We start from the raw sequence: 20826 nt of genomic DNA, 5'->3' as shown, positions 1-20826 counted from the left end.
GCCCGACGCGCCGCGGTTGGACGGGAGCCTAAGTGGAAGGCAAGCGCTTGCGCATGCGCTTTCGCGAAATTACTCCAAACCGGTTCTCGCCGCGTCCGCCCGCTCGCGGCCCGCCAGCCGGGCATCCCACTCGGCCAGCACCTCCGGCGACGTCTTCGGGGTGGCGAGGCTGGCAACCACGTACACGACGAGGCTGGCAGCAAGGCCGTAATAGATCGGCTCGTTGGCCAGCACGTCACCGACCACCGCCATCGTGCCCAGGGTGACGACCGTACCGACCGCCATGGACCACAGCGCGCCGGTACCGGTCGCCCGCCGCCACAGGAAGCCACCGAGGATGGCGACCAGCAGTCCGCCGACGAGGATGTCGTAGGCGATGGTCAGCGCGGCCACCACGTCGTCGAGCAGCGCGGCGATCACGATGACCACGATGCCCAGGGCCACCACGTAGCGGCGGTCGGTGTGCACATCCCGCTCGGCGTCCGGAGCTGTCTCCGCAGTGCGCCCGAACGTCCGTGCCAGCAGCGGTTTCACATCGGTGCGGGCGACGGTGGCGGTGGCGATCAGCGCACCCGAGGCGGTCGACATCATCGCCGCCACTGCCGCGGCCAGCACGATGCCGCTGATGCCCACGGGCAGAATGGTTTCCGCGATCTGAGCGTAGACGTCGTCGGAGGTTTCCACGTCGGGTAGGAAGGTCGAGGCCGCCGTCCCGATCAGCGCACCCGCGATCCCGTACAGCACGCAGTACAGCGCGGCGGTGGTGCCACCCCACTTCGCTACCTGCGGCGAGCGGGCGGTGAACACCCGCTGCCAGATGTCCTGGCCGATGAGCATGCCGAAGCTGTACACGACGAAAAACGTGATGATGGTGGGCATTCCGATGTGGCCGAGGTCGAACGCAGCGTCACCCGCGCGCTCCCGGATCCCGGCGAAGCCGCCGGCCTTGCTGAGGGTGAACGGCAGCAGCAGGGCGAAGATGCCGATGGTCTTGAGGACGAACTGCACCATGTCGGTCAGCGTGATCGACCACATCCCGCCGATCGACGAGTACAGCATCACGGTGAGGCCACCGATCAGGACCGAGACCGTGCGGTCGGTTCCGAACAACACGTTGAACACCGTCGCGTAGGCGATCGTCGACGTCACCGACAGCATCAAGGTGTAGGCCGCCATCACGATGCCGGATGCCGACGTCGCGTCGACGTCGTAGCGCAACCGCAGCATCTGCGCGACGGTGTACACCTTGAGCCGTTGGATGCGGCCGGCGAACAGCAGGCTCAGCGCCAGCAGCCCGACGGCGATCGCGACGACCAGCCACATACCCGACAGACCCCACTTGTAGCCGAGACCGACACCACCGACGGTGGACGCGCCGCCGAGCACCACCGCCGCCATCGTGCCCGTGTAGAGCGTGGGACCGAGGCGCCGTCCGGCGACGAGGAAGTCGGCCGAGTCCTTGGTCCTGGTCTTGCCCCAGAAGCCGAAGGCCAGCATGGCGAGGAGGTAGACGACGATGATCGCGATGTCGAGCGGCTTGCCCATGGTGACCTCCTAGGTGACTGAGAACATCCGCAGCGTTGCGCGGAGTACGACGACGGCAGGCCCGCGCGTCTCGAAGGTGCGTGCCACGACGTCACCGACGTCGGCCAGCGTGGCCGTGTGCGCCGGAACACCGAAACTGGTTGCGAGCGACGCGAAGTCGGGCCGAGCCAGTTCGGTGGCGGTGGCCTGGCCGAACTCCTCGGTCATGTACTCACGCAAGATGCCGTAGCCGCCGTCGTCGACGATCAACCACGTGACGTCCGCATCGTGCTGACGGGCGGTGGCCAGTTCGGCGATCGAGTACATCGCCCCACCGTCGCCGGACACGGCCAGCGTCCGGTGCCCGGTGCCGATTGCGGCCGCCAGCGCGGCCGGGAAGGCGAAGCCCAACCCGCCGGCGCCCTGGGCGGAGTGGAACTGCCCGTCGCGCGGATCCCACGCCGACCACGCCCAGTACGCAGCGATGGTCATGTCCCAAAATGTCTGTGCCGCAGCGGGAGCGGCGGATCGCAGGGCACGCATCAACGCCAGTTCGGCGGCGACGTCCTGCGCGGCGAGACGCTCCTCGACGGCCGCCCGCAGGGCGGCAGCGATGTCGGCACCCGTCGTCGTCTGGCGCGGTGTCACCCGCCCGGCGATCTCGGTCAGGGCTCGTGCGGCGTCAGCATGCACGGCCAACGCCGGGTGATTGGCCCCCAGTACGCGCTCCTCGGCATCGACGTGGATGACCGTGCCCGACGGCTGCAGACTCCAGTAGTTGCTGGTCACCTCGCCCATCGCGGTCCCGACCGCCACCAGTACGTCGGCCCCGGCGAGCAGTTCGGTGGTGAACCGGTCCTCGATCCACGACGCGGCGGAGAGGGCATGGTCGAACCGGATCGCCCCCTTTCCGCCGACGGTCGACACCACCGGGGCGTCGAGCAGTTCGGCGAGAGCGACCAGGGCCTGCGGGCCGCCCGGTGAGCGGCGGACGCCACCCCCGGCGAGGATCACGGGCCGCTGCGCCGAGTCCAGCAGCGCCGCCGCCGCGGCGACGACATCCTCCCGGGGAGCGCGGGCGCTGACCGAGGTGGACACCGAGGTCACCGGCGGCACGGCGGCGGCGTCGAGCAGCACGTCCTGCGGAACCTCGACCCACGTCGGCCCGGCGGGCGCCGACTGAGCCAGCGACCAGGCGTCGGCCAGGAGACTCGGCAACTGTGCCGAGTTCATGGCCACCGCAGTGCTTTTGGTGACGTTGCGCGCGCTGAGCGCCTGGTCGTCGAGTTGGTGCAGGGCGCCGCGGCGCAGCCCCATGTACGCCCGAGGCACCTGGCTCGCGATCACCAGCACGGGCACCCCGGTTGCGTACGCCTCCTGGAGCGCTCCGAGCGCGGTCAGCGCCCCCGGTCCGGTCGAGAGGAACAGGACCCCGACGTCGCCGGTGGCGCGCGCGTACCCGTCAGCGCCGAACGCCGAGTTGTTCTCCACCCGAGAGCTGACGAACGTCAGGTCGCTCCTGCGGATGGCGTCGAACAACCCCAGCGCGTTCTGCCCGGGAATCCCGAACACGTGGGACACACCGAGTGCCGTCAACGTCTCGACGACGACATCGCCACCGTTGCGGTCCATCGCGGGTCCTTGTCGGGGTGAGGGGATGCGGTGCGGCTCACGCTAAAGCCGCGCCTACCCTCCCGCAAGCAGTTCGGTCGTCGCGATCAGGGACTCGATCACGATCTACCGGCTCACGCGGAGATTGTGGCGCAATGCAGCTGCCAATCCCGTCGATGGCGCGTGAAGTGCGCGCTGTGGCGCTCCGAAAAATCTTCACCCACCTTTGACGGCGAGCACCCTCTTCCGCAGACCGTCGGTGGCCGTCTCCATCAGACCCTTCGCTCCCCGTTTGATCAGGAAGCCGGGCAGGGGCACGGTGGGGTCGACGGTCAGTTCGAACCTCACGCGGGTGCTGTCCCCATCGGGGGTCAGCGTGTAGCGGCCCTCTTGCGCCCGCTGCTGCTGGGAACTGACCAGCGTCCAACTGACCCCGTCGTCGTGCACCGAGTAGTCGAGCACCTGCTCGTCGCTGACCCCGACGATCTTCACCACCTGTCGAGATCGTTTGGGCCGGCCCTCCTCGTCACGTTCGAGGATCTCGACCGACTGATGCGACGAGGACCACTCGGTGAGCGACTCGAGGTCGTACAGCACGTCCATGATCTCCGCGGGAGACGCTTCGATGACGGTCTCGCGCGTTTCGGTGACGGCCATCTAGACGCGGGGTCCGGTGCGGCGCTTGCCGGTGATGCCGAGGTAGGCCGCGATCAGCACGATCGCGAAGATGACGCCGACCAGGAACGGGATGATCTTGAAGCCACCGTTCTGGTTGGAGTAACCGAGCTTGTAGGAGACCCACGCCCCGAGGAACGAGCCGAGCGCACCGAGCACGATCGTCATGAGGACGCCGATGTTCTGCTTCCCGGGCATCACGAGCCGGGCCAACGCCCCGACGATGAGACCCACGACGATGGCGCCGATGATTGTTCCGATCACGATGTGCTCCTTGTTAGCAATGTCCCGACGGCCGCACGGTTACCCGTCCGCGCCAGAATCAACCGCCATCTCGCCGATGCGACGCAGACCCACAGCGAGCACCGGTAGATAGGCGGGTGCCCACACGGGTGCACTCATCCATGCTCGGCAGCCGCCCCCCGCCGGTTCGACGCCGTGGCGGGTCGCCGGCACTCCGGCCACGCGCCACGCCCACGTCCTGCCCGGGACGAGTTCGGTGATGGTGAAGGGCAGGGGAACACCGACGGGTGTCCAGACCCGGCCGGTCGCGCCGACTTCGAAGCCGCCGCGGTCCAGTTCGGCGCCGGCGACGGTCGGCCCCCAGACCGGCCAGGCGTCGAGGTCGACCAGGAGTTGCCACACCGTGTCGGCGGGCGCGGGAATCCGTCTGCTCACTGTCCACACGGGGTACGGAGTACCCGCGCGGCGTCAGGCGAACCGCTCGTACAGAACGGGGAGGAAGCCGGCGAGGTGGTTCATCTCCTGCGCACAGTGCACCAGCAGGTCCCGCGGGTCAGGCAGCTGCCGGTGTGCGAAGGGCCGAACGGCGTTGTGCACGAGCCTGTTTGCTCGACGCACCTGGACGTGCGGGCCCCCCAGCCAGAACCGCGACCGCATCTCGGCACCGTCGCCGACCGGCCGCACCTGGTGCACCAGCCAGCCGATGTCGACGGGCAGATCGGCAGAACCGAGCCGCGCGCACACCGTCACGGTCGACGGGTCTGCGGACAGGCCCAGCTTCTCGGGGGCGACGAAGCGGATCGCCGCGTGGGTGAACGCCGACCCGAGGTACTCCTCGACCAGAGAGGTCCGCCCGACGTAGCCGCCGTCACCGCCGCCGTCGGCCCAGCGCGCAGACACGTGCGCACGCGGGTGCCACAGCTTGTACCGACGTCCATCGCTGCCGTGCCAACCGAACCACCAGTCCCACATTGCCGGGGTCACCCCGGGCATGTCGGTGCGGACCGCGACGCGCGTCCCGCCGGTGGGCGACCATCCGTATCCGGTCTCGGTCGCGTGGTACCCCTCGTCGAGAAGCTCTGCCACACCGTCGAAGTCGAGCAGGAGTGGGGCCGCCTGGGGGCCGTGGTGCAGCGCGTCGACGACGTGGCCGGGCAGTGGACTCATCCGCGGATCGAAGAACTCACCCCACGCGGTGTCCGCGTCGTTCGCCCGGTAGCCCAGATAGCCCGTCACCGCACGGAGTCTTCACCCGTTCCGAGCAGCATGTCCACCGCGTCGGCCAACGCGGCGTCGTCAGGTGGCGCTCCGACCATCAGCGACGAGCAGGCGACGGCGCCGGAGAGCATGGACAGCGCCGCGTGCAGCCGTGCCCCGGCGAAGCGCTGCGCCAGGAGCGCCCGCAGTCCACGCTGAGCCTCGACGGTGATCCGGTCACGCAACAGCGCCGCCTCCGCCCCCGCGGCCCCGTCGGCCAGGCCGCACAGCACCCGGTCCAGGCGCACGTCGGCCAAGGACGCCCGGAACGCCGTCAGTTCGGCGATCAGGTCGGCCCGCAGATCTCCGGTGGGCTGGTGGTGGGGCAGCCGGCCGAGCGCGTCGAGGGCGAGTCGCAGCAGGTCGAGCCGCGATGGCCAATGCGCGTAGAGCGTGGTCTTGGAATAGCCGGCCCGCTCGGCCACCCGGGCGTGGGACAGGTCGTCGAATCCGTCGGATCGCAGTACCTCCAAGGCCGCACGGCCGACATCGGCGCGTGTCCGGGACACCCGCGCGTCCTCGTCTGGGATGTCCGTACTGCTGGGCACGGTGGCACCTTCCGTCGTGGGTGTGTCACCAACGCGTCAGAATCTGAATCGATGGACAGGGTTTTCATTAGTGACTGGTCTGTGTACTAATGAACTGTAGATCCAGAATCGGTCGATCGACAGTCTTTCCTCCGATCAGCGTCCAGCACCGGGCGCCCGGGGAGCCATGCTCGAAACTCTCTCAGCGCGAAGGGAATTCCCATGCCCGCCATACTTTTCGGATCGATCAGCACGCTCGCCGACACCTCGGAACTGCAGCGTCAGGCCTTCAACGACGCATTCGCCCAGCACGGTCTGGATTGGAATTGGTCGCAGGACGAGTACCGCAGCATGCTCGGCGGCAACGGCGGTGCGCAGCGCATCGCCGACTTCGCGGCCGAGCGCGGTGACGACGTCGACGCCGCCGCCGTGCACGCCACGAAGTCGCAGCTGTTCCAACAGCTCCTCGCCGACGTCACGCTGATCCTGCGGCCCGGGGTACGCGAGACCATCGAGCACGCCAAGTCGGCGGGATACAAGCTCGGGTTCGTCACCACGACCTCGAAGGCCAACGTCGACGCCCTGCTGGCCGCGCTGGATCCCCAGATCGACGCGTCCACGTTCGACGTGATCGTCTACGACGAGCACGTCGAGGAGACCAAACCCGCACCCGCGGCCTACATCCTGGCGCTGGACTGGCTCGGTCTGGACCCCGCCGACGCCGTTGCGATCGAGGACAACGTCGGCGGCGTACGCGCGGCCCGCGCCGCCGGGCTGCGCTGCATCGCCTTCCCCAACGCCAACACCGCCGGCGCCGAGTTCGACGACGCCACCGACACCGCCGACCAACTCGACGCCGACCGCGTCGTCTCCCTGGCCGCCGCCTGAGCACCCGAACGGAAGACCTCCCATGAGCGACCTCACCGCCCGAGTCACCGCCTCCGAGCGCAACTTTCACGTCGAAGGCTACGAGCGCATCTCGTATGACCTCACCTATGTCGACGGCGTCTTCGACGTGACCAACCGGGACCTGGCCGAGGCCTACCTGCCCTACGGCCGCACCCTGATGGTGATCGACGAGGTGGTCTACGACCTCTACCGCGACAGCATCGACGCCTACTTCGCCCACTACGGCATCGATCTGACGGTCATCGGGGTGCACATCCACGAGACCGCGAAGTCACTGGAGACGTTCGAGCGCATCGTCACCGCGTTCGACGAATTCGGTTTGGTGCGAACCGAACCCGTGCTGGTCGTCGGCGGCGGGTTAACCACCGACGTCGCCGGCTTCGCGTGCGCGAGCTACCGCCGCAACACCCCGTACCTGCGCATCCCGACCACGCTGATCGGTCTCATCGACGCGAGCGTGTCGATCAAGGTCGCGGTCAACCACGGGCACCACAAGAACCGGCTCGGCGCTTACCACGCATCACGCCAGGTGTTCCTCGATTTCTCCTTCCTCAAGACACTGCCCGAGGACCAGATCCGCAACGGCATGGCCGAGCTGATCAAGATCTCGGTGGTCGGCAACGCCGAGATCTTCGACATGCTGGAGCGGTTCGGTCCCGAGCTGCTCTCGACCCGCTTCGGCCACCTCGGCGGCGACGAGCGGCTGCGTGCCGTCGCGCACCGGCTGACCTATGAGGCGATCGCCACGATGCTCGAGCTCGAGGCACCCAACCTGCACGAGATCGACCTGGACCGGGTGATCGCGTTCGGGCACACGTGGAGTCCCACACTGGAGCTGACCCCGCCGACCCCGTTCTTCCACGGCCACGCGATCAACATCGACATGGCACTGTCGGTGACGCTCGCCGAGCGGCGCGGATTGCTCACCGCGGGTGAGCGGGACCGGGTGCTGACGACGATGAGCGCGCTCGGGCTGTCGCTGGACTCGCCGTACCTGACGCCCGAGCTGCTCGAGACCGCGACAGCGGCGATTCTTCGCACGCGCGACGGCATCCTGCGGGCCGCGGTGCCCGACCCGATCGGCAGTTGCCGCTTCCTCAACGACGTGACCGTCGACGAACTGGTCGACACGCTCACACTGCACAAGAAGCTGTGTTCGGGCCTCGACCGCGGAGGAGACGGCGTCGACGCCTTCACTTACGCCACCGTCGATGCCTGACACGGTCGCCGCACCCCGGCCCGTCACGCCGACATCGATCCTCGCCGCGCAGCTCACCGAGCTGTGTGAGGAGTTGAGCGGTACGCTCGATCACACTGTCCTCGAACGCCTTTCACGGGCTCGCGATCTGGCGGCGGGGTTGGACCCCTATGTGGCCGCGGCCACCACCGGGGAGTCACCGGCGCTGGCCGAACTGGCCCGCGACACCAGCACCCAGCCGTGGCACGACGGCCTCGAGCAGGAGATGCTGTCCGGGCACGTCGAGGGACAGCTGCTGAAGTTCCTGGTCCGGATGTCTTCGGCGGTGAGGGTCCTCGAAATCGGGATGTTCACGGGGTATTCAGCGTTGGCGATGGCCGAGGCTCTGCCCGACGACGGCACGGTGGTGGCGTGCGAGATCGACGCCGACGCAGCAGCAGTCGCGCAAGCAGGGTTCGGCCGATCCGACGTCGGACATCGCATCCGCATCGAGCCCGGGCCGGCGCTCGACACGCTGCGCCGGCTGGCCGGTGCCGGCGAGGAAGCGTTCGACTTCGTGTTCATCGACGCCGACAAAGGCGGCTACCAGGCATACGTGGATCTGTTGCTGGACTCCACGCTACTGGCCCCCGATGCGGTGATCGCCGTCGACAACACGCTGATGCAGGGTCAACCGTGGACTGCCGTCACCACCGAGAACGGCGCAGCCATTGCCGAATTCACCCGGGCGCTCGCCGCCGACCCCCGGGTCGAGCAGGTGCTGATCCCCGTGCGCGACGGGCTCACGCTGATGCGGCCGCTAGGACGATGATGGTGCCGCGATGACCCTGGCCGCGCACCCCACAGACCGGGCCGCCCCGGCGGGTGCGGTGCGGCGTCACGCCCGACCACGTGACGCCGCCCGCACCCTCTCCGTCCTCGCCGGACTGGCCGCCACCCTGCCCGTCGACGTGGCGATCACCGCCGGTGCGCTGGCTCGCCGCGCTCCCCGCCCGGCGGTGCGCACCGCCGGCACTCGGCGCACGGTGCTCGTCAGCGGCGGCAAGATGACAAAGGCCCTGCACGTGGCGCGGGCGTTCCATCTGGCCGGCCACCGCGTGGTACTCGTCGAGTCGGCCAAGTACCGCCTCACCGGACATCGCTTCTCCCGCGCGGTCGACGCGTTCTACTGCACACCTGAGGCGACCGACCCGCGCTATCCAACGGCGTTGGCGGACATCATCGCTCGCGAAGGTGTCGACGTCTTCGTGCCGGTGTCCAGCCCTGCGGCCAGCGTGCCCGAGGCCGCCGTGCACGACCTCGTCGGCGATCGATGCGAGGTGCTGCACGGCTCGGCCGCGCTGATCGCGACACTGGACGACAAGCGGGACTTCAGCACGCTGTGTTCCTCGCTGGGCCTGTCCGTGCCGGAGTGCCAGCTGATCACCGACGCGACCGACATCGAGCGGTTCGACTTCGTACCGGGCCGGTCGTACGTCCTCAAGCGGCTCGCCTACAACCCGGTCGGCCGCACCGACCTGACCCGGCTCCGGCGTGAGACGCCCGAGCGCAACGCCGAGTTCGCCCGCTCGCTCGGCATCTCACCCAGCGATCCGTGGCTGTTGCAGGAGTACGTCGACGGCCAGGAGTACTGCACGCATGCGACGTTGCGGGGCGGCACCGTCACCGTGTACGGCTGCTGCGAATCCTCGGCGGTGCAGCTGAATTACGGCTTCGCGGACAAACCCGAAATCCGTTCCTGGGTGGAACATTTCGCCGCGGCGACCGGTGTCAGCGGGCAGATCTCGTTCGACTTCATCTCCGGCGCCGACGGCCGGCCCTACGCCATCGAATGCAATCCGCGAACCCACAGCGCGATCACGATGTTCCACGATCATCCGGATGTGGCGCACGCCTACCTCACCGACGGGCATCCGACGATCACCCCGCTGCCCGGCTCGACACCGACCTACTGGATCTACCACGAACTGTGGCGGCTGCTGCGCGGGCCCGACCGGCTGCGTCGCCTGTGGGTGATCGCCCGCGGCCGTGACGCGATCTTCGCGGCGTGGGATCCGCTGCCCTATCTCGGCGTCTACCACCTGCAGATCCCGGCGCTGCTGGTCAGCAATCTGCGTCAGCGCCGCGGGTGGCGCCGCATCGACTTCAACATCGGCAAGCTCGTCGAGAACGGCGGGGATTGACATGCGCCTCGTTCAACTGGTGGGCTCTCCCGTCGACGAATTCAACGCCGAACTGTCGCGGCTGTATGCGCGCGCCAGCGCCGAGGCGCTCTCGCCCACGCACGAGGTGCGCTTCGCCTACGTAGCCCCCAGCGGGAGCTGGCAGTTCCCCGACGCCCTCGATGCCGGCAGTCTGGCCGCCGCGGAACCGCTGCCACCGACAGCCGGCATCGCACGGCTCGCCGAGATGCGGCCCGATGTCGTTCTACCGCAGATGTTCTGTCTGCCCGGCATGACCTCCTATCGGGCGCTGCTGGACGTGCTCGGCCTCCCCTTCCTGGGCAACACCGCCGAGGTGATGGCCAACACCGCTGACAAGGCGATCGCGCGCGCCCTTGTCGCGGCCCGGGGCGTGGCAGTGCCCGAGGGGCGGCTCGTGACCGAAGCCGACCGGGTGGATCTGCCGCTGCCGCTCGTCGTCAAACCCGCCCGCTCCGACAACTCGGTCGGGGTGTCGCTGGTGACCGAACGCGGCGAGCTCGCCGGCGCCGTCGCCCGGGCCGCCGCGCACAGCGCCGACGTGCTGGCCGAGACCTTCATCCCGCTCGGCCGCGAAGTGCGGTGCGGCGTGCTCGACATCGACGGCCGCCTGGTGTGCCTGCCGCTGGAGGAGTACGCACTCAACGCCCCGATCCGGGTGCCCGCGGACAAGCTGGGCCGCTCCGACGGCGGTGAGCTGCGACTGACGGCCGGCGACGGGGGCCGGGCGTGGATCGTGGCACCCGGGGATCCGGTCGAGGCGGCCGTGTTCGACGCGGCGCGGACGTGCTTCGCGGCGTTGGGTTGCCGGCACTACGGACTCTTCGACTTCCGCATCGACCCCGACGGCCAGCCGTGGTTCCTGGAAGCGGGACCGTACTGTTCCTTCGCGCCCTCGAGCGTGATCGCGAAGATGGCTGCGGCCCAGGGCTATTCAGTTCTCGAGCTGTTCGACACCCTGTGCGGCGAGGCGAGGATCGCGGCGGCGTGAGTCTCGAGGTGAGCACGCGAGACCCCGTCGGCGCACAGGTGCGCGGGGTGGAGGTGGGACCGTTCAACCCCACCGTCGTCTCACATCTGCGTGCTCTGCTGGCGGTGCACGGCGTGCTCGTGCTGCCCGACCAGCAGGTCGATGACGACGCATTCGTACAGTTCCTCGAGAGCTTCGGCACCCTGGCGTTCACGACCGGTGAGACACCGGTGCCGGGCGCCCCGCTGCTCAACGTCATCACGAACGTCGGGCGCACCCGCGCGCCCCGCTCGTCGTTCCACGTCGACACCAGCTACCTGCGCACCCCGCCCGCGTACACGGCGCTGCGCGCGGTGACCGTCCCCGAGCGCGGCGGGCAGACGCTGTTCACCAACCAGTACACCGCGTACGCCACGCTGCCGCGTCAGCTGCAGGCGCAGATCCGCAACCGCGTGGTCACGCACGTCGTCACGGGTCTGGAGCTCGACGGGGATGCCGAGACCGAGGCGCGACACCCGCTGGCGATGCGTCACCCGTTGACGGGCCGGACCGCGCTGTACCTGTCGACGCGGGACCGGTGCCGCGCGGTGAGCGGGCTCGCCCCGGAGGCCGCGGCCGCGCTGATCGACGAGTTGCTCACGCATTCCACCCAGCCGGACAACGTCTTTCGGCATGCATGGCGGCCGCACGACGTCGTGATGTGGGACAACCGCTGCGTGATGCACAAGGCCGACCACGACGGCGTCGTCGGCGACCGGGTGATGCACCGGGGCACCGTGCGGGACCGGGCGAGCTGGGGTTAACGCACCACAGCGACCGCGAAGCCGTCCCAGCCCTTGGTGCCGACCGTCTGGATCGCGGCGGTGTCGAGCTGGGGATGCTCGCCCATCATCGTCAGCATGTCCCGCACGGCGCGGGCCTGCAGGTCCTCGGGTCGGGGGTCCAGCACGCGGCCAGACCGGGCGATGTTGTCGACGATGATCACGGTGCCGGGCCGGCCGAGCCGCATCGCCCACTCGACATAGGCGACATTGTTCTCCTTGTCGGCGTCGATGAACACGAGATCGAACGGCGGCCGGTCGGCCAGCGTCGGCAGGGTGTCCAGCGCCGCGCCCACGATCACCTCCACGCGATCTGCCACCCCCGCATGCTCGAGGTTGGCCCGCGCCACTTCGGCGTGCGCGGGCTCGAACTCCAGGCTGACGACCGAGCCCTGCGCGCCGACGGCCCGCGCCAGCGCGATCGTGCTGTAGCCCGCGAGCGTGCCGATCTCCAGCACCCGCTGGGCCCGGGCCACCTGGACCCACAGCGACAGCAGGCGCGCATGCTGCGGGGACACCTCGATCGCCGGCATGCCCGCCGCCACCCCCGCCTCACGAGCCGCCCGCAGCGCATCGTCCTCGCTGTGCAGCAGCTCGGTGAACAGTTCGTCGAGAGACACCCAATCCGGATCCGTCACGCCTGCGAACCTACCGCCCGCACCGCCTCAGCCCCGGACACCCTCTTTCGCACCCACGACCCGCAGCACGTGGGCGACCTCGGGACCCATCACCGCGGCGGCCAGCTCACGCAGCGTCGCGACGAACTCCGGGCCGTGGGCGGGCTCGGCGTCGCACAGATGGTGGGCGATCTCGTGCAGCACCACCAATTCCCTCAGCGCCCAACGGGTCCGGTCCTGGTCGTCCTGGACAGGAACCGCGATGATCGCTCCGTCGCGTTCGAAGTGCGCCGCCGTCGCCCCGCGGCGGGGACGGACCCGCAACGCTCTCGCGCCCGGCCACGCCGCCCGCACCGCGGGCAGCGACAGGACGTCGTCGACATAGGCCTGCACCGATTCCACGGACGCGAACCGCGCTTCCGGCGGCAACGTCAGCTGCGTGCCGAAGAAGTCCACCACCCGGTTGTTGCGCTCGGCCGCCCGATCGAACATCGTCCGCACGAACTGTTCTGCGGCATAGACTTTCGCGCGCTGGGTGTCCCGGCTCACCTCTCCAGCGCCGTGCGCGCTCCTGCCAGCTCGGTCTCCCCACCCAACCGGGCGCGACGCCCCGCCCGGTCACCGGCGCGCCGCGCCGCCGACGAGTAGCCCGCCGTCGCGCTGGTGGCCCGCCACGTCCCGCGCGCCCGCGACGACTGCCGGTAGTAGTCCTTGAGCTCGAGGTCCTTGTCGCGCAACGCGATCGCGGTCCCCGGATTGCTCTGCGGGCCGCGGGTGGCCTCCTGCTGAGCTTGCTCCCGCGCCTCGGACAGCCGCTGCCCCACCCGCGCCCCGAACGCGAGCTGGAAGTTGATGCGCGCGGTGATGGTCGGCGTCGGGCGGTGCGCGCCGGAGGCGATGTAGTCCTTCGACGCGCGCACCATCTGCAGCACCAGGCTGGTGTACAGCGCATGGGTCGCGTCGATGTCCTCGGCGAACCCGTAGGCGTAGACGAACGTCGAGTTCGAGGCGATGTCGCACTTGACGTCGTTGGCGGCGGCGATGAGCACGAACAACTGCACATAGGTGCGCAGCCCGCGGGCTCCGGGCTCGCCGATCGTGATGGTCCGCTGCACCGGCGTCTGCGCCGCGGTGCGCTCGGCGCTGTGCGATCGTGCGACCGCCAGGTCGATCGACGTGGCGGTGGCCAACCGCTGCGCGGCGGCCATGAACGCCTCGGCCTCGTGGGTGTTGTCGGTGCCCTCGGCCTGGCGCAGCAGTGCCGCGATCCGGGCCAGCATCTTCTCGTCGGTACTCATGTCTGGAAAACCTAGGCCGGACCGCTGACAGTCATCACCGACCAGTGTCGCCCATCCCCACAACCGTTTTCATCCACAGCTAGCGCGTGGCGAAGCTGTCGAGTGCGGACACCAGCTGCGGTGAGAGCGGATCCTTCTTCGCGTAGTTGGCGATGTTGTCGGTCGGATCGTCACGCAGGACGTGGTTGACACCCTTGAGTTCGGTGACCGTCAGCGCGGTCCGGCTCAGCGCGTCGATCAGCGGCCGGGCGTTGGTGCAGTTGGCCTGGTTGTCGGAGTCCGAGCAGGTGAGCAGCACCGGTGTGCCCGCAGGCACCGCGGCCGCCAGCGCCAGCGGATCGATCCGGTCGGCGTCGATCACCGCCTTGATGTTGCCCGGGTTCACGATCGCGTTCAGCCCGTCCGGCAGTGTGGCGGGCACCGTGCCCTGCGTGCGGATCTGCGCCACGGCGGCCTTCCACGCCGCGACCGTCTCGGGCGAACCGCCCGCCGAGACGCGGGTGGTGATGATGTCGAGATATCGCCCGGGCAGCGGCTGCAACAACCCCAGCGAGTGCACCTTCGGCGCGTCGGGTGCGGTGTCCCCGGCCAGCGTCAGCGCGTGGATGCTGCCCTCCCCCAGCCCGTACACCGACAGCCGGCCGGCATCGGCGTCGGACTGCCCGGCGAGGAACCGCAGCGCCGCCTTGGCGCCGGTCGTGTAGACGCTGCTGACGACGTCGTCGGGATGGTCCTTGTACGGTCCGATCCCGGTCCTGCCGGTGCCGACCTTGTCGTAGCGCAGCGTCGCGACGCCGTGCTCGGAGAGCAGCTCGGCCAGCTGCCGCATGTTGCCGATGGGGCCGGCGACCTGGTTGTCGCCGTTGCGGTCGGTGTTGCCGCTCTCCGATATCAGCAGCGCCGCGGGTCCCTTCTCCTCACCGCTGCGGTGCCGGTAGGTGCCGTAGATCGTCAGCCCGTCGGCGTCGAAAGACACGTCCTCGTCGACCCACGCCGGCGCGGGAGCGTCGGACTTCGACGAGCACGCCGGGGCGCACAGCAGCATCGCGCCCAGCAGCAGCGCAACCACCCGCCTCACAGCTGCGACTCGATCCAGGTGGTCACGTCGTCGAGCACCAGCGCCTTTTCCGGCTCGTTGAACACCTCGTGATAGAGCCCCGGGTACTCCTTGAGGTGCACGTCGGCCGAGCCCACACACTCGACCAGCGTCCTGCTGCCCTGTACCGGAATGAGGCGGTCGGCGTCGCCGTGCACCACGAGAATCGGCGCGGTGATCGCGGCGGCCCGCCGGGGCATCGTCTCCCCTACGAGGATCAACGCACGGCCGATGCCCGCGGGCAGCCGGCCGTGGTGGACCAGCGGGTCGGCCTCGTATGCGGCGACGACGTCGGGGTCGCGCGACACCGCGTCGGCGGGCAGCTTCTCCACCGGCAGCCCGGGCGCGAGCCGGCCCAGCAGCTTGGCCGCCGCCACCTTGGCCGCGGGCAGTACGGACTGGGCGGCGACGGCGGGTCCGGAGAGCACCATCGCGGTGTAGTCGTCAGGATGCTCGACGCCGTAGCTGAACACGATCCCACCGCCCATGCTGTGGCCCAGCACGATGCGCGGCAGGCCGGGATGTTCGGTGCCGGCGATCCCGACCAGCGTGTGGAAGTCGGCGGTGTATTCGGACATGTCGTGCAGCAGCACCCGCTTGCCTCCGGAGCGGCCGTGCCCGCGGTGGTCCAGCGCGTAGGTCAGCAGCCCGGCCTCGCCGAACCGGGCCGCCACGTGGTCGTAGCGACGGGCGTGTTCGGCGTATCCGTGGGCGAGGATCACCACACCGCGGGGAGTCCGGTCCGGCGTCCACGTGTCGTAGACGATGCGCACGCCACCGACTCCGTCGAAGCTGCGTTCGGTTCTCGTCACGGGCATGCACGGCAGACTAGCGAGCGCCCGCCGCCCCGGCAGCCGAGCATGGCTGACTTCGTCGGTGGCACTCATTAAGCTCGGGCACCGTGACCGTGTTGGCTGTCGATGACAGCAGCGCCGAGAACGCCTTTCTCGCCGATGCCCAGCGGTACCGGCGTGAGCTGCTCGCGCACTGCTACCGGATGACCGGCTCGCTGCATGACGCCGAGGACCTGGTCCAGGAGACGTACCTGCGGGCGTGGAAGGCCTACAAGAACTTCGAAGGCAAGTCATCGGTGCGCACGTGGCTGTACCGCATCGCGACCAACACCTGCCTGACCGCGCTGGAGGGCCGCAACCGCCGGCCGCTGCCCAGCGGGCTGGGCCAGCCGGCGTCCGACCCGCTCGGCGAGCTGCACGAGCGCCACGAGATCGCCTGGCTCGAGCCGCTGCCCGACGCACCGGGGGCCGATCCGTCGGACCCCTCGGTCATCGTCGAATCCCGCGAATCCGTGCGGCTGGCGTTCATCGCGGCGCTGCAGCACCTGCCGGCCCGGCAGCGCGCGGTCCTGGTGCTGCGCGAGGTGCTGCAGTGGCGGGCGGCCGAGGTCGCCGACGCGATCGGGGTGTCCACCGCGGCGGTCAACAGCCTGTTGCAGCGCGCCCGGGCACAGCTCGACGAGGTCGCCCCCGCGCGGGACGACGCAGCGCTGCCGCCCGACTCCCCGCAGACGGCCGACCTGCTCGACCGCTACATCTCGGCGTTCGAGACCTATGACATCGACCGGCTGGTGGAGTTGTTCACCGCCGATGCCGTGTGGGAGATGCCGCCCTTCGACGGCTGGTACGACGGTCCGGCCGACATCGTCGCGCTGTCGAAGTTCCACTGCCCCGCCGAGGGGCCGGGCGACATGCGGTTCCTGCGCACCACGGCCAACGGTCAACCGGTCGCGGCGCTGTACATGCGCAATCCGCAGACCGGTGTGCACGAGGCGTTCCAGCTGCACGTGCTCGATGCGCGCACCGCCGGGATCTCGCATGTTGTGGCGTTCATGGAGACATCGCTGTTCGAGCGTTTCGGTCTGCCGGCACAGCTGTAGAAAAGCAACCAAAAGGTTGCGCATGTCACCACGGCGCTCTAGCGTGATAGGCAACGAGGAGGTTGCATATCATGACCGATCGCATCGAGAAGAGTGCCGTGCTGCGAGCCCCCCTGGACCGGGTGTGGCGAGCGATCAGCGACTCCGGCGAGTTCGGCACCTGGTTCGGCATGACGGTGGACGGGCCGTTCGTCGCGGGAGAAACGGTGACCGGGATGATGACACCGACCGCAGTCGACGACGAGGTCGCCGCGCAGCAGAAGGAATTCGCCGGAATGACGTTTCCGCTGCACGTCGTGACGGTCACGCCGCCACGCTATTTCGCGTTCCGCTGGAACCCGTTGCCCGAGCCCGAGTTCGCCGATCTGACCACGCTGGTGGAGTTCACGCTCACCGAAGCCGAGGACGGTGTCCTGCTCGAGATCGTGGAGTCGGGTTTCGACGCCCTCCCCGAATCCCGTCGTGCCGCGGCTTTCAGCGACAACAGTGGCGGTTGGGCCACGCAGCTGCGCCTCGTCGGGCAGTACCTGGCGGCTCCGCAGTGGGCGTGAGCCTCACCAGCGCGGCGCCGCTGTTCGATGCGCTGGGCGATCCCCACCGGCTGCGCATGATCATCTGGCTCTGCGACACCGGGCCGTCGTCGACGTCGACGGTCACGCAGGCGGTTCCGGTGACCCGGCAGGCCGCCACGAAGCACTTGACGTTGCTCGAGTCAGCCGGCGTGGTGCGCAGCGTGAAACGCGGGCGGGAACGCATCTGGTCCGTGGACACCAGATCACTGCTCGCGGCGCAGGATCTTCTGGCCACCCTGTCGCAGCGGTGGGACCGGCGCATCGACCGGCTGCGGGCATTGGTCGAGGAGTAGTTCAGCGCGCAAGACGCTCGAGCACCCGGCCGATCGCGGCCCCGAACGCACGCTGCTGGGCAGGCGAGAGGCCGTCGAACACGACGGTGCGCACCAGGTCGACGTGTCCCGGCGCCGCAACCTCCAGCGCCGACCGGCCCTCGGCAGTGATCTCGACGGTGGCCGCCCGGCGGTCGTCGTCGTCACCCTGGCGTTCAACGAGTCCGCGCCCGCGCATCCGGCGCAATTGGTGGGAGAGCCGGCTCTGCTCCCACCCGATCAGCTCCCCCAGTTCGGTGATGCGCAACGGCCCGCGTTCGGACAGCGCGACCAGCACGTCGTAATCGGACAGCGAGAGCTCGCAGTCGGACTGCAGCTGACGGTGCATCGCGGTGTGCAGGCGGCTGGTCATCGCGAGATAGTCGCGCCAGATGCGCTGCTGCTCAGGGGTCAGCCACTCCATCACCCCACTGTACGGAATACATGATGTGTCATGCATGTTGTCGGACGCAGAGCAGCCACCTAGGCTGGCCAGGACTCTTCAAGGAGTGATTCCCATGAGCACCACCCCCGACGGCGTCGACATCCGCCGTGCCGCCGACCGCGCCGCCACGAAGATCGCCTGGCTGGACTCCAAGCACTCGTTCTCGTTCGGCGGCCACTACGACCCCGACAACACCCACCACGGGTTGCTGCTGGTCAACAACGACGACATCGTCAAGCCCGGCACCGGTTTTGACACCCATCCGCACCGCGACATGGAGATCGTCACCTGGGTGCTCCAAGGCTCGCTGGTGCATCAGGACTCCACCGGCCACTCGGGCGTCATCTACCCCGGTCTGGCGCAGCGCATGTCGGCGGGGCGAGGCATCCTGCACTCCGAGAAGAACGATTCATGGACGCTGACCGGCGACCAAACCCACAGTGAGCCAGTGCATTTCGTGCAGATGTGGGTCGTCCCCGACGAGTCGGGCATCACCCCGGGCTACCAGCAACTCGAGATCGACGACGAATTGCTGCGTGGCGGTCTCGTGACCATCGCGTCGGGCATGCCCGACCACAGCGACGCAGCGGCCATCACGATCTCCAACCGGTACGCCGCGCTACACGGCGCCCGGCTCCAGCCGGGGCAGAGCGTGGAACTGCCCGACGCCCCCTACCTGCACCTGTTCGTGCCCCGCGGCGAGGTGGTGCTCGAGGGGGCGGGGCCGCTGCACGAGGGCGACGCCGTGCGATTCACCGCCTCCGGTGGCCAGCGCGTCACCGCGACCGATGCCGCCGAGATCCTCGTCTGGGAGATGCATGCCGGTCTCGCCGCGGCCTAGCCACGTCGGCACGCTGCTCGTCACGGCCACACTCATCGCCGGATGCAGCAGCGCGTCGGAACCCGCACCGTCACCCTCGGCGTCATCCGGGCCGACGGCGACGTCGGCGCCGCCCGCAACAGGCACGAGCACCGTCGACGTGACCATCCCACCCGGCATGGCCGAAGCACCGTTCGACCAGCCGCGCCAAGTCCGGGTGCCGACGGGGTGGCAGCTGTCGGTCTGGGCGCGGACCCCGCGGCCCCGGCTGGCGGCCTGGGCGCCCGACGGCACGCTTCTGGTGTCGGTTCCGAGCGCGGGCTCGGTGCTGCGGTTCACCCCGGATGGTGCCGGTGCGACGCAGACGGTGCTGCTCGACGGACTCGACCAACCGCACGGCCTGGCGATCGCGGGCTCGACGCTGTACGTGGCGCAGAGCGATCAGATCGACGCCTACGACTACGCGGCCGGCAGGGCGACGAACCCGCGCGTCATCGCGGGCGGGCTGCCCGACGCCAAGAGTCCGGATCTGCGCGGCGCGTACTCGCACGCCCTCAAGAGCGTGGCGGTCGGACCGGACGGCGCGGTGTACTTCTCGATCGGATCGACCGGCAACATCTCGGCCGACGACCGCACCGCCACCCCGCCGCGGGCGACCATCATGCGGGTCCCGCCCGGCGGCGGCCCCCCCACGCCGTTCGCGACCGGTGTACGCAACGGCACCGGCCTGGCCGTCGCACCCGACGGCGCCGTGTGGACGGCGAACAACGGCCGCGACAACATCGCCGACCCGAGCACCGGCCAGGTCGATCCCGCCTACGTCGGCGAGAACCCTCGCGAGCAGATCGCGCGACTGACGCCGGGCCGCGAATTGGGTTGGCCCTATTGCAATCCCGGCCCAGCCGCTTCTGGACCCGCCGACCTGCCCTTCATCCGAGACGTCCAGACGAATCCGGACGGCACCGAGATGGACTGCGCGGCGCTGCCACCCGTCGAGCAGAGCATGGGAGCGCACTCGGCTCCGCTGGGCATGAGCTTCGTCGACGGCGTTCTGCCCGCGCCCTACGCGCAGGGCGCGCTGATCGGCGTGCACGGCTCGTGGAACCGCCAGCCGCCGCGCGAGCCCGAGGTGTCGTTCTATCCGTGGCGTGACGGCCGTCTCGAGAACCAGCAGACGCTCGTGGGCGGTTTCCAGGGCGAGAACGGATCACGGTGGGGCCGACCGGTCGCCGCCGTGGTGGGCCCGGACGGCGCGGTCTACATCACCGACGACGCCGCAGACGCGATCTACCGGCTGGCGCCGTCGCGCTGATCGAGGCTGTTGAGCACGGCCGCCAGTCGCTTCTCGGTCTCGCCGGCCAACTTCTCGAACGCCAGCTTCATCACCGGATTGAGCAGCTTGGCCGTGCCGTGCATCTGCAGTTCCGCCTCGTAGGTGATCACCGATCCCGCACCGTCGCGCTCGACGGTGATGGTGTCGACCGAGGTGGACGAGCCATTCTCGCCGACGAAGACGACCTTGTGGTCGGTGAGTTCGTCGAGAGTGTAGGTCAGCTCGGCGGTCCTGCCCAGGATCTTCGAGACGTTGTGCCAGTAGGCGCCCTCGGCGACCGGACCGCTGTCGATGCGCTCGCAGCGTTGAGTGCCCGGGTCCCACTGTTCGGCGTGCGCGAAATCCTTGAGGTAGTCGACGACGACCGGCGGCGGCGGACTCACGGTGAACGTACGGGTCACGGTGGGCATGGTCCACAGGTACCCGCTGGGAGCTACGCAGCAAACCGTTGCAGCAATCTTCGCGGCATCAATCTGTGATACCGCTGTGACGAAAGTTGACACC

The 20826-nt window shown here is 69.2% G+C and carries 25 protein-coding genes; 11 read left to right on the top strand and 14 right to left on the bottom strand.

The window, feature by feature from the left end; translation table 11 throughout:
* Nucleotides 1-69: 69 nt before the first annotated feature.
* The 7 genes from ACZYYX_RS04500 to ACZYYX_RS04470 form a co-directional block, all read right to left on the bottom strand.
* Complete coding sequence (locus ACZYYX_RS04500) at nt 70-1545, bottom strand: sodium:solute symporter family protein (protein WP_463813225.1); 1476 nt, start codon at nt 1543-1545, stop codon at nt 70-72.
* 9 nt (nt 1546-1554) lie between these two features.
* Nucleotides 1555-3156 carry a thiamine pyrophosphate-binding protein gene (locus tag ACZYYX_RS04495; RefSeq protein ID WP_463813224.1) on the bottom strand — a complete coding sequence of 534 codons (1602 nt, stop codon included), beginning with the start codon at nt 3154-3156 and terminating at the stop codon, nt 1555-1557.
* A 195-nt stretch (nt 3157-3351) separates the two neighbouring features.
* Nucleotides 3352-3792, bottom strand: a complete 441-nt coding sequence (locus ACZYYX_RS04490) for an SRPBCC family protein (protein ID WP_463813223.1) — start codon at nt 3790-3792, stop codon at nt 3352-3354.
* Nucleotides 3793-4074, bottom strand: coding sequence for a GlsB/YeaQ/YmgE family stress response membrane protein (locus tag ACZYYX_RS04485; RefSeq protein ID WP_463813222.1), 282 nt, complete (start codon nt 4072-4074; stop codon nt 3793-3795).
* 39 nt (nt 4075-4113) lie between these two features.
* Nucleotides 4114-4497, bottom strand: coding sequence for an SRPBCC family protein (locus tag ACZYYX_RS04480; RefSeq protein ID WP_463813221.1), 384 nt, complete (start codon nt 4495-4497; stop codon nt 4114-4116).
* A 24-nt stretch (nt 4498-4521) separates the two neighbouring features.
* Entirely contained in the window at nt 4522-5289 is a 768-nt protein-coding gene (locus ACZYYX_RS04475; protein ID WP_463813220.1) for a DAPG hydrolase family protein, read from the bottom strand.
* Complete coding sequence (locus ACZYYX_RS04470; RefSeq protein WP_463813218.1) at nt 5286-5858, bottom strand: TetR/AcrR family transcriptional regulator; 573 nt, start codon at nt 5856-5858, stop codon at nt 5286-5288. The genes ACZYYX_RS04475 and ACZYYX_RS04470 overlap by 4 nt, the downstream gene beginning before the upstream one ends.
* A 201-nt stretch (nt 5859-6059) precedes the next feature.
* Between ACZYYX_RS04470 and ACZYYX_RS04465 the strand changes: the two genes are divergently transcribed.
* From ACZYYX_RS04465 to ACZYYX_RS04440, 6 genes are read left to right on the top strand one after another with little or no spacing between them, the layout of a single operon-like run.
* A complete protein-coding gene (locus tag ACZYYX_RS04465) occupies nt 6060-6725 on the top strand; it encodes an HAD family hydrolase (protein WP_463813217.1) in 666 nt (221 codons plus the stop codon).
* A gap of 22 nt (nt 6726-6747) precedes the next feature.
* Nucleotides 6748-7965: a sedoheptulose 7-phosphate cyclase gene (locus ACZYYX_RS04460; protein WP_463813216.1), complete on the top strand. Its 1218-nt coding sequence runs from the start codon at nt 6748-6750 to the stop codon at nt 7963-7965.
* Nucleotides 7958-8755 (top strand): O-methyltransferase, encoded by a 798-nt coding sequence (locus ACZYYX_RS04455; protein ID WP_463813215.1) that lies wholly within the window; start codon nt 7958-7960, stop codon nt 8753-8755. The genes ACZYYX_RS04460 and ACZYYX_RS04455 overlap by 8 nt, the downstream gene beginning before the upstream one ends.
* Nucleotides 8756-8765: 10 nt before the next feature.
* Complete coding sequence (locus tag ACZYYX_RS04450; protein WP_463813214.1) at nt 8766-10127, top strand: ATP-grasp domain-containing protein; 1362 nt, start codon at nt 8766-8768, stop codon at nt 10125-10127.
* Nucleotide 10128: 1 nt separating this feature from the next.
* Entirely contained in the window at nt 10129-11136 is a 1008-nt protein-coding gene (locus ACZYYX_RS04445) for a D-alanine--D-alanine ligase family protein (protein WP_463813213.1), read from the top strand.
* A gap of 8 nt (nt 11137-11144) precedes the next feature.
* Nucleotides 11145-11918, top strand: a complete 774-nt coding sequence (locus tag ACZYYX_RS04440) for a TauD/TfdA dioxygenase family protein (protein ID WP_463813212.1) — start codon at nt 11145-11147, stop codon at nt 11916-11918.
* Here the strand turns inward: ACZYYX_RS04440 and ACZYYX_RS04435 are convergent.
* The 5 genes from ACZYYX_RS04435 to ACZYYX_RS04415 all read right to left on the bottom strand — a co-directional run bounded on the left by ACZYYX_RS04435 (nt 11915) and on the right by ACZYYX_RS04415 (nt 15765).
* Nucleotides 11915-12574, bottom strand: a complete 660-nt coding sequence (locus ACZYYX_RS04435; protein ID WP_463813211.1) for an O-methyltransferase — start codon at nt 12572-12574, stop codon at nt 11915-11917. The genes ACZYYX_RS04440 and ACZYYX_RS04435 overlap by 4 nt on opposite strands.
* A 27-nt stretch (nt 12575-12601) precedes the next feature.
* Nucleotides 12602-13102 (bottom strand): TIGR04338 family metallohydrolase, encoded by a 501-nt coding sequence (locus ACZYYX_RS04430; protein ID WP_463813210.1) that lies wholly within the window; start codon nt 13100-13102, stop codon nt 12602-12604.
* Complete coding sequence (locus ACZYYX_RS04425) at nt 13099-13851, bottom strand: DUF2786 domain-containing protein (protein WP_463813209.1); 753 nt, start codon at nt 13849-13851, stop codon at nt 13099-13101. The genes ACZYYX_RS04430 and ACZYYX_RS04425 overlap by 4 nt, the downstream gene beginning before the upstream one ends.
* A gap of 79 nt (nt 13852-13930) precedes the next feature.
* Complete coding sequence (locus ACZYYX_RS04420; protein WP_463814800.1) at nt 13931-14896, bottom strand: alpha/beta hydrolase family protein; 966 nt, start codon at nt 14894-14896, stop codon at nt 13931-13933.
* 29 nt (nt 14897-14925) lie between these two features.
* A complete protein-coding gene (locus tag ACZYYX_RS04415) occupies nt 14926-15765 on the bottom strand; it encodes an alpha/beta hydrolase (protein WP_463813208.1) in 840 nt (279 codons plus the stop codon).
* Nucleotides 15766-15848: 83 nt separating this feature from the next.
* On the opposite strand from ACZYYX_RS04415, the gene ACZYYX_RS04410 reads away from it, so the two are divergent.
* The 3 genes from ACZYYX_RS04410 (at nt 15849) to ACZYYX_RS04400 (ending at nt 17706) form a co-directional block, all read left to right on the top strand.
* Complete coding sequence (locus tag ACZYYX_RS04410; protein WP_463813207.1) at nt 15849-16841, top strand: sigma-70 family RNA polymerase sigma factor; 993 nt, start codon at nt 15849-15851, stop codon at nt 16839-16841.
* A 71-nt stretch (nt 16842-16912) separates the two neighbouring features.
* Nucleotides 16913-17392 carry an SRPBCC family protein gene (locus ACZYYX_RS04405; protein ID WP_463813206.1) on the top strand — a complete coding sequence of 160 codons (480 nt, stop codon included), beginning with the start codon at nt 16913-16915 and terminating at the stop codon, nt 17390-17392.
* A complete protein-coding gene (locus tag ACZYYX_RS04400; protein ID WP_463813204.1) occupies nt 17383-17706 on the top strand; it encodes an ArsR/SmtB family transcription factor in 324 nt (107 codons plus the stop codon). The genes ACZYYX_RS04405 and ACZYYX_RS04400 overlap by 10 nt, the downstream gene beginning before the upstream one ends.
* A 1-nt stretch (nt 17707) precedes the next feature.
* On the opposite strand, the gene ACZYYX_RS04395 is transcribed toward ACZYYX_RS04400, so the two are convergent.
* The gene (locus ACZYYX_RS04395) at nt 17708-18148 is read right to left on the bottom strand and encodes a MarR family winged helix-turn-helix transcriptional regulator (RefSeq protein ID WP_463813202.1); all 441 of its coding nucleotides are present in this window, start codon (nt 18146-18148) and stop codon (nt 17708-17710) included.
* 94 nt (nt 18149-18242) lie between these two features.
* On the opposite strand from ACZYYX_RS04395, the gene ACZYYX_RS04390 reads away from it, so the two are divergent.
* On the top strand, nt 18243-19010 hold the full coding sequence (locus ACZYYX_RS04390) for a pirin family protein (RefSeq protein ID WP_463813200.1): 768 nt from the start codon (nt 18243-18245) through the stop codon (nt 19008-19010).
* Entirely contained in the window at nt 18988-20301 is a 1314-nt protein-coding gene (locus ACZYYX_RS04385; RefSeq protein WP_463813199.1) for a PQQ-dependent sugar dehydrogenase, read from the top strand. Before ACZYYX_RS04390 ends, ACZYYX_RS04385 begins: the two co-directional genes overlap by 23 nt.
* On the opposite strand, the gene ACZYYX_RS04380 is transcribed toward ACZYYX_RS04385, so the two are convergent.
* Nucleotides 20277-20732 (bottom strand): SRPBCC family protein, encoded by a 456-nt coding sequence (locus ACZYYX_RS04380; protein WP_463813198.1) that lies wholly within the window; start codon nt 20730-20732, stop codon nt 20277-20279. The genes ACZYYX_RS04385 and ACZYYX_RS04380 overlap by 25 nt on opposite strands.
* Nucleotides 20733-20826 lie beyond the last annotated feature (94 nt).

It is taken from the genome of Mycobacterium sp. IDUB_1, from assembly GCF_055419625.1.
Note: the sequence above shows the minus strand (reverse complement) of the source record. Positions and strands in the feature narration are given on the sequence as shown.

Coding starts and splice junctions, on each gene's coding strand:
- ACZYYX_RS04405 (WP_463813206.1), top strand. CDS start 16,913: ATGACCGATCGCATCGAGAAGAGTGCCGTGCTGCGAGCCCCCCTGGAC.
- ACZYYX_RS04465 (WP_463813217.1), top strand. CDS start 6,060: ATGCCCGCCATACTTTTCGGATCGATCAGCACGCTCGCCGACACCTCG.
- ACZYYX_RS04455 (WP_463813215.1), top strand. CDS start 7,958: ATGCCTGACACGGTCGCCGCACCCCGGCCCGTCACGCCGACATCGATC.
- ACZYYX_RS04415 (WP_463813208.1), bottom strand. CDS start 15,765: ATGCCCGTGACGAGAACCGAACGCAGCTTCGACGGAGTCGGTGGCGTG.
- ACZYYX_RS04445 (WP_463813213.1), top strand. CDS start 10,129: ATGCGCCTCGTTCAACTGGTGGGCTCTCCCGTCGACGAATTCAACGCC.
- ACZYYX_RS04460 (WP_463813216.1), top strand. CDS start 6,748: ATGAGCGACCTCACCGCCCGAGTCACCGCCTCCGAGCGCAACTTTCAC.
- ACZYYX_RS04395 (WP_463813202.1), bottom strand. CDS start 18,148: ATGGAGTGGCTGACCCCTGAGCAGCAGCGCATCTGGCGCGACTATCTC.
- ACZYYX_RS04495 (WP_463813224.1), bottom strand. CDS start 3,156: ATGGACCGCAACGGTGGCGATGTCGTCGTCGAGACGTTGACGGCACTC.
- ACZYYX_RS04390 (WP_463813200.1), top strand. CDS start 18,243: ATGAGCACCACCCCCGACGGCGTCGACATCCGCCGTGCCGCCGACCGC.
- ACZYYX_RS04420 (WP_463814800.1), bottom strand. CDS start 14,896: ATGCTGCTGTGCGCCCCGGCGTGCTCGTCGAAGTCCGACGCTCCCGCG.
- ACZYYX_RS04380 (WP_463813198.1), bottom strand. CDS start 20,732: ATGCCCACCGTGACCCGTACGTTCACCGTGAGTCCGCCGCCGCCGGTC.
- ACZYYX_RS04450 (WP_463813214.1), top strand. CDS start 8,766: ATGACCCTGGCCGCGCACCCCACAGACCGGGCCGCCCCGGCGGGTGCG.
- ACZYYX_RS04425 (WP_463813209.1), bottom strand. CDS start 13,851: ATGAGTACCGACGAGAAGATGCTGGCCCGGATCGCGGCACTGCTGCGC.
- ACZYYX_RS04500 (WP_463813225.1), bottom strand. CDS start 1,545: ATGGGCAAGCCGCTCGACATCGCGATCATCGTCGTCTACCTCCTCGCC.
- ACZYYX_RS04385 (WP_463813199.1), top strand. CDS start 18,988: ATGCCGGTCTCGCCGCGGCCTAGCCACGTCGGCACGCTGCTCGTCACG.
- ACZYYX_RS04490 (WP_463813223.1), bottom strand. CDS start 3,792: ATGGCCGTCACCGAAACGCGCGAGACCGTCATCGAAGCGTCTCCCGCG.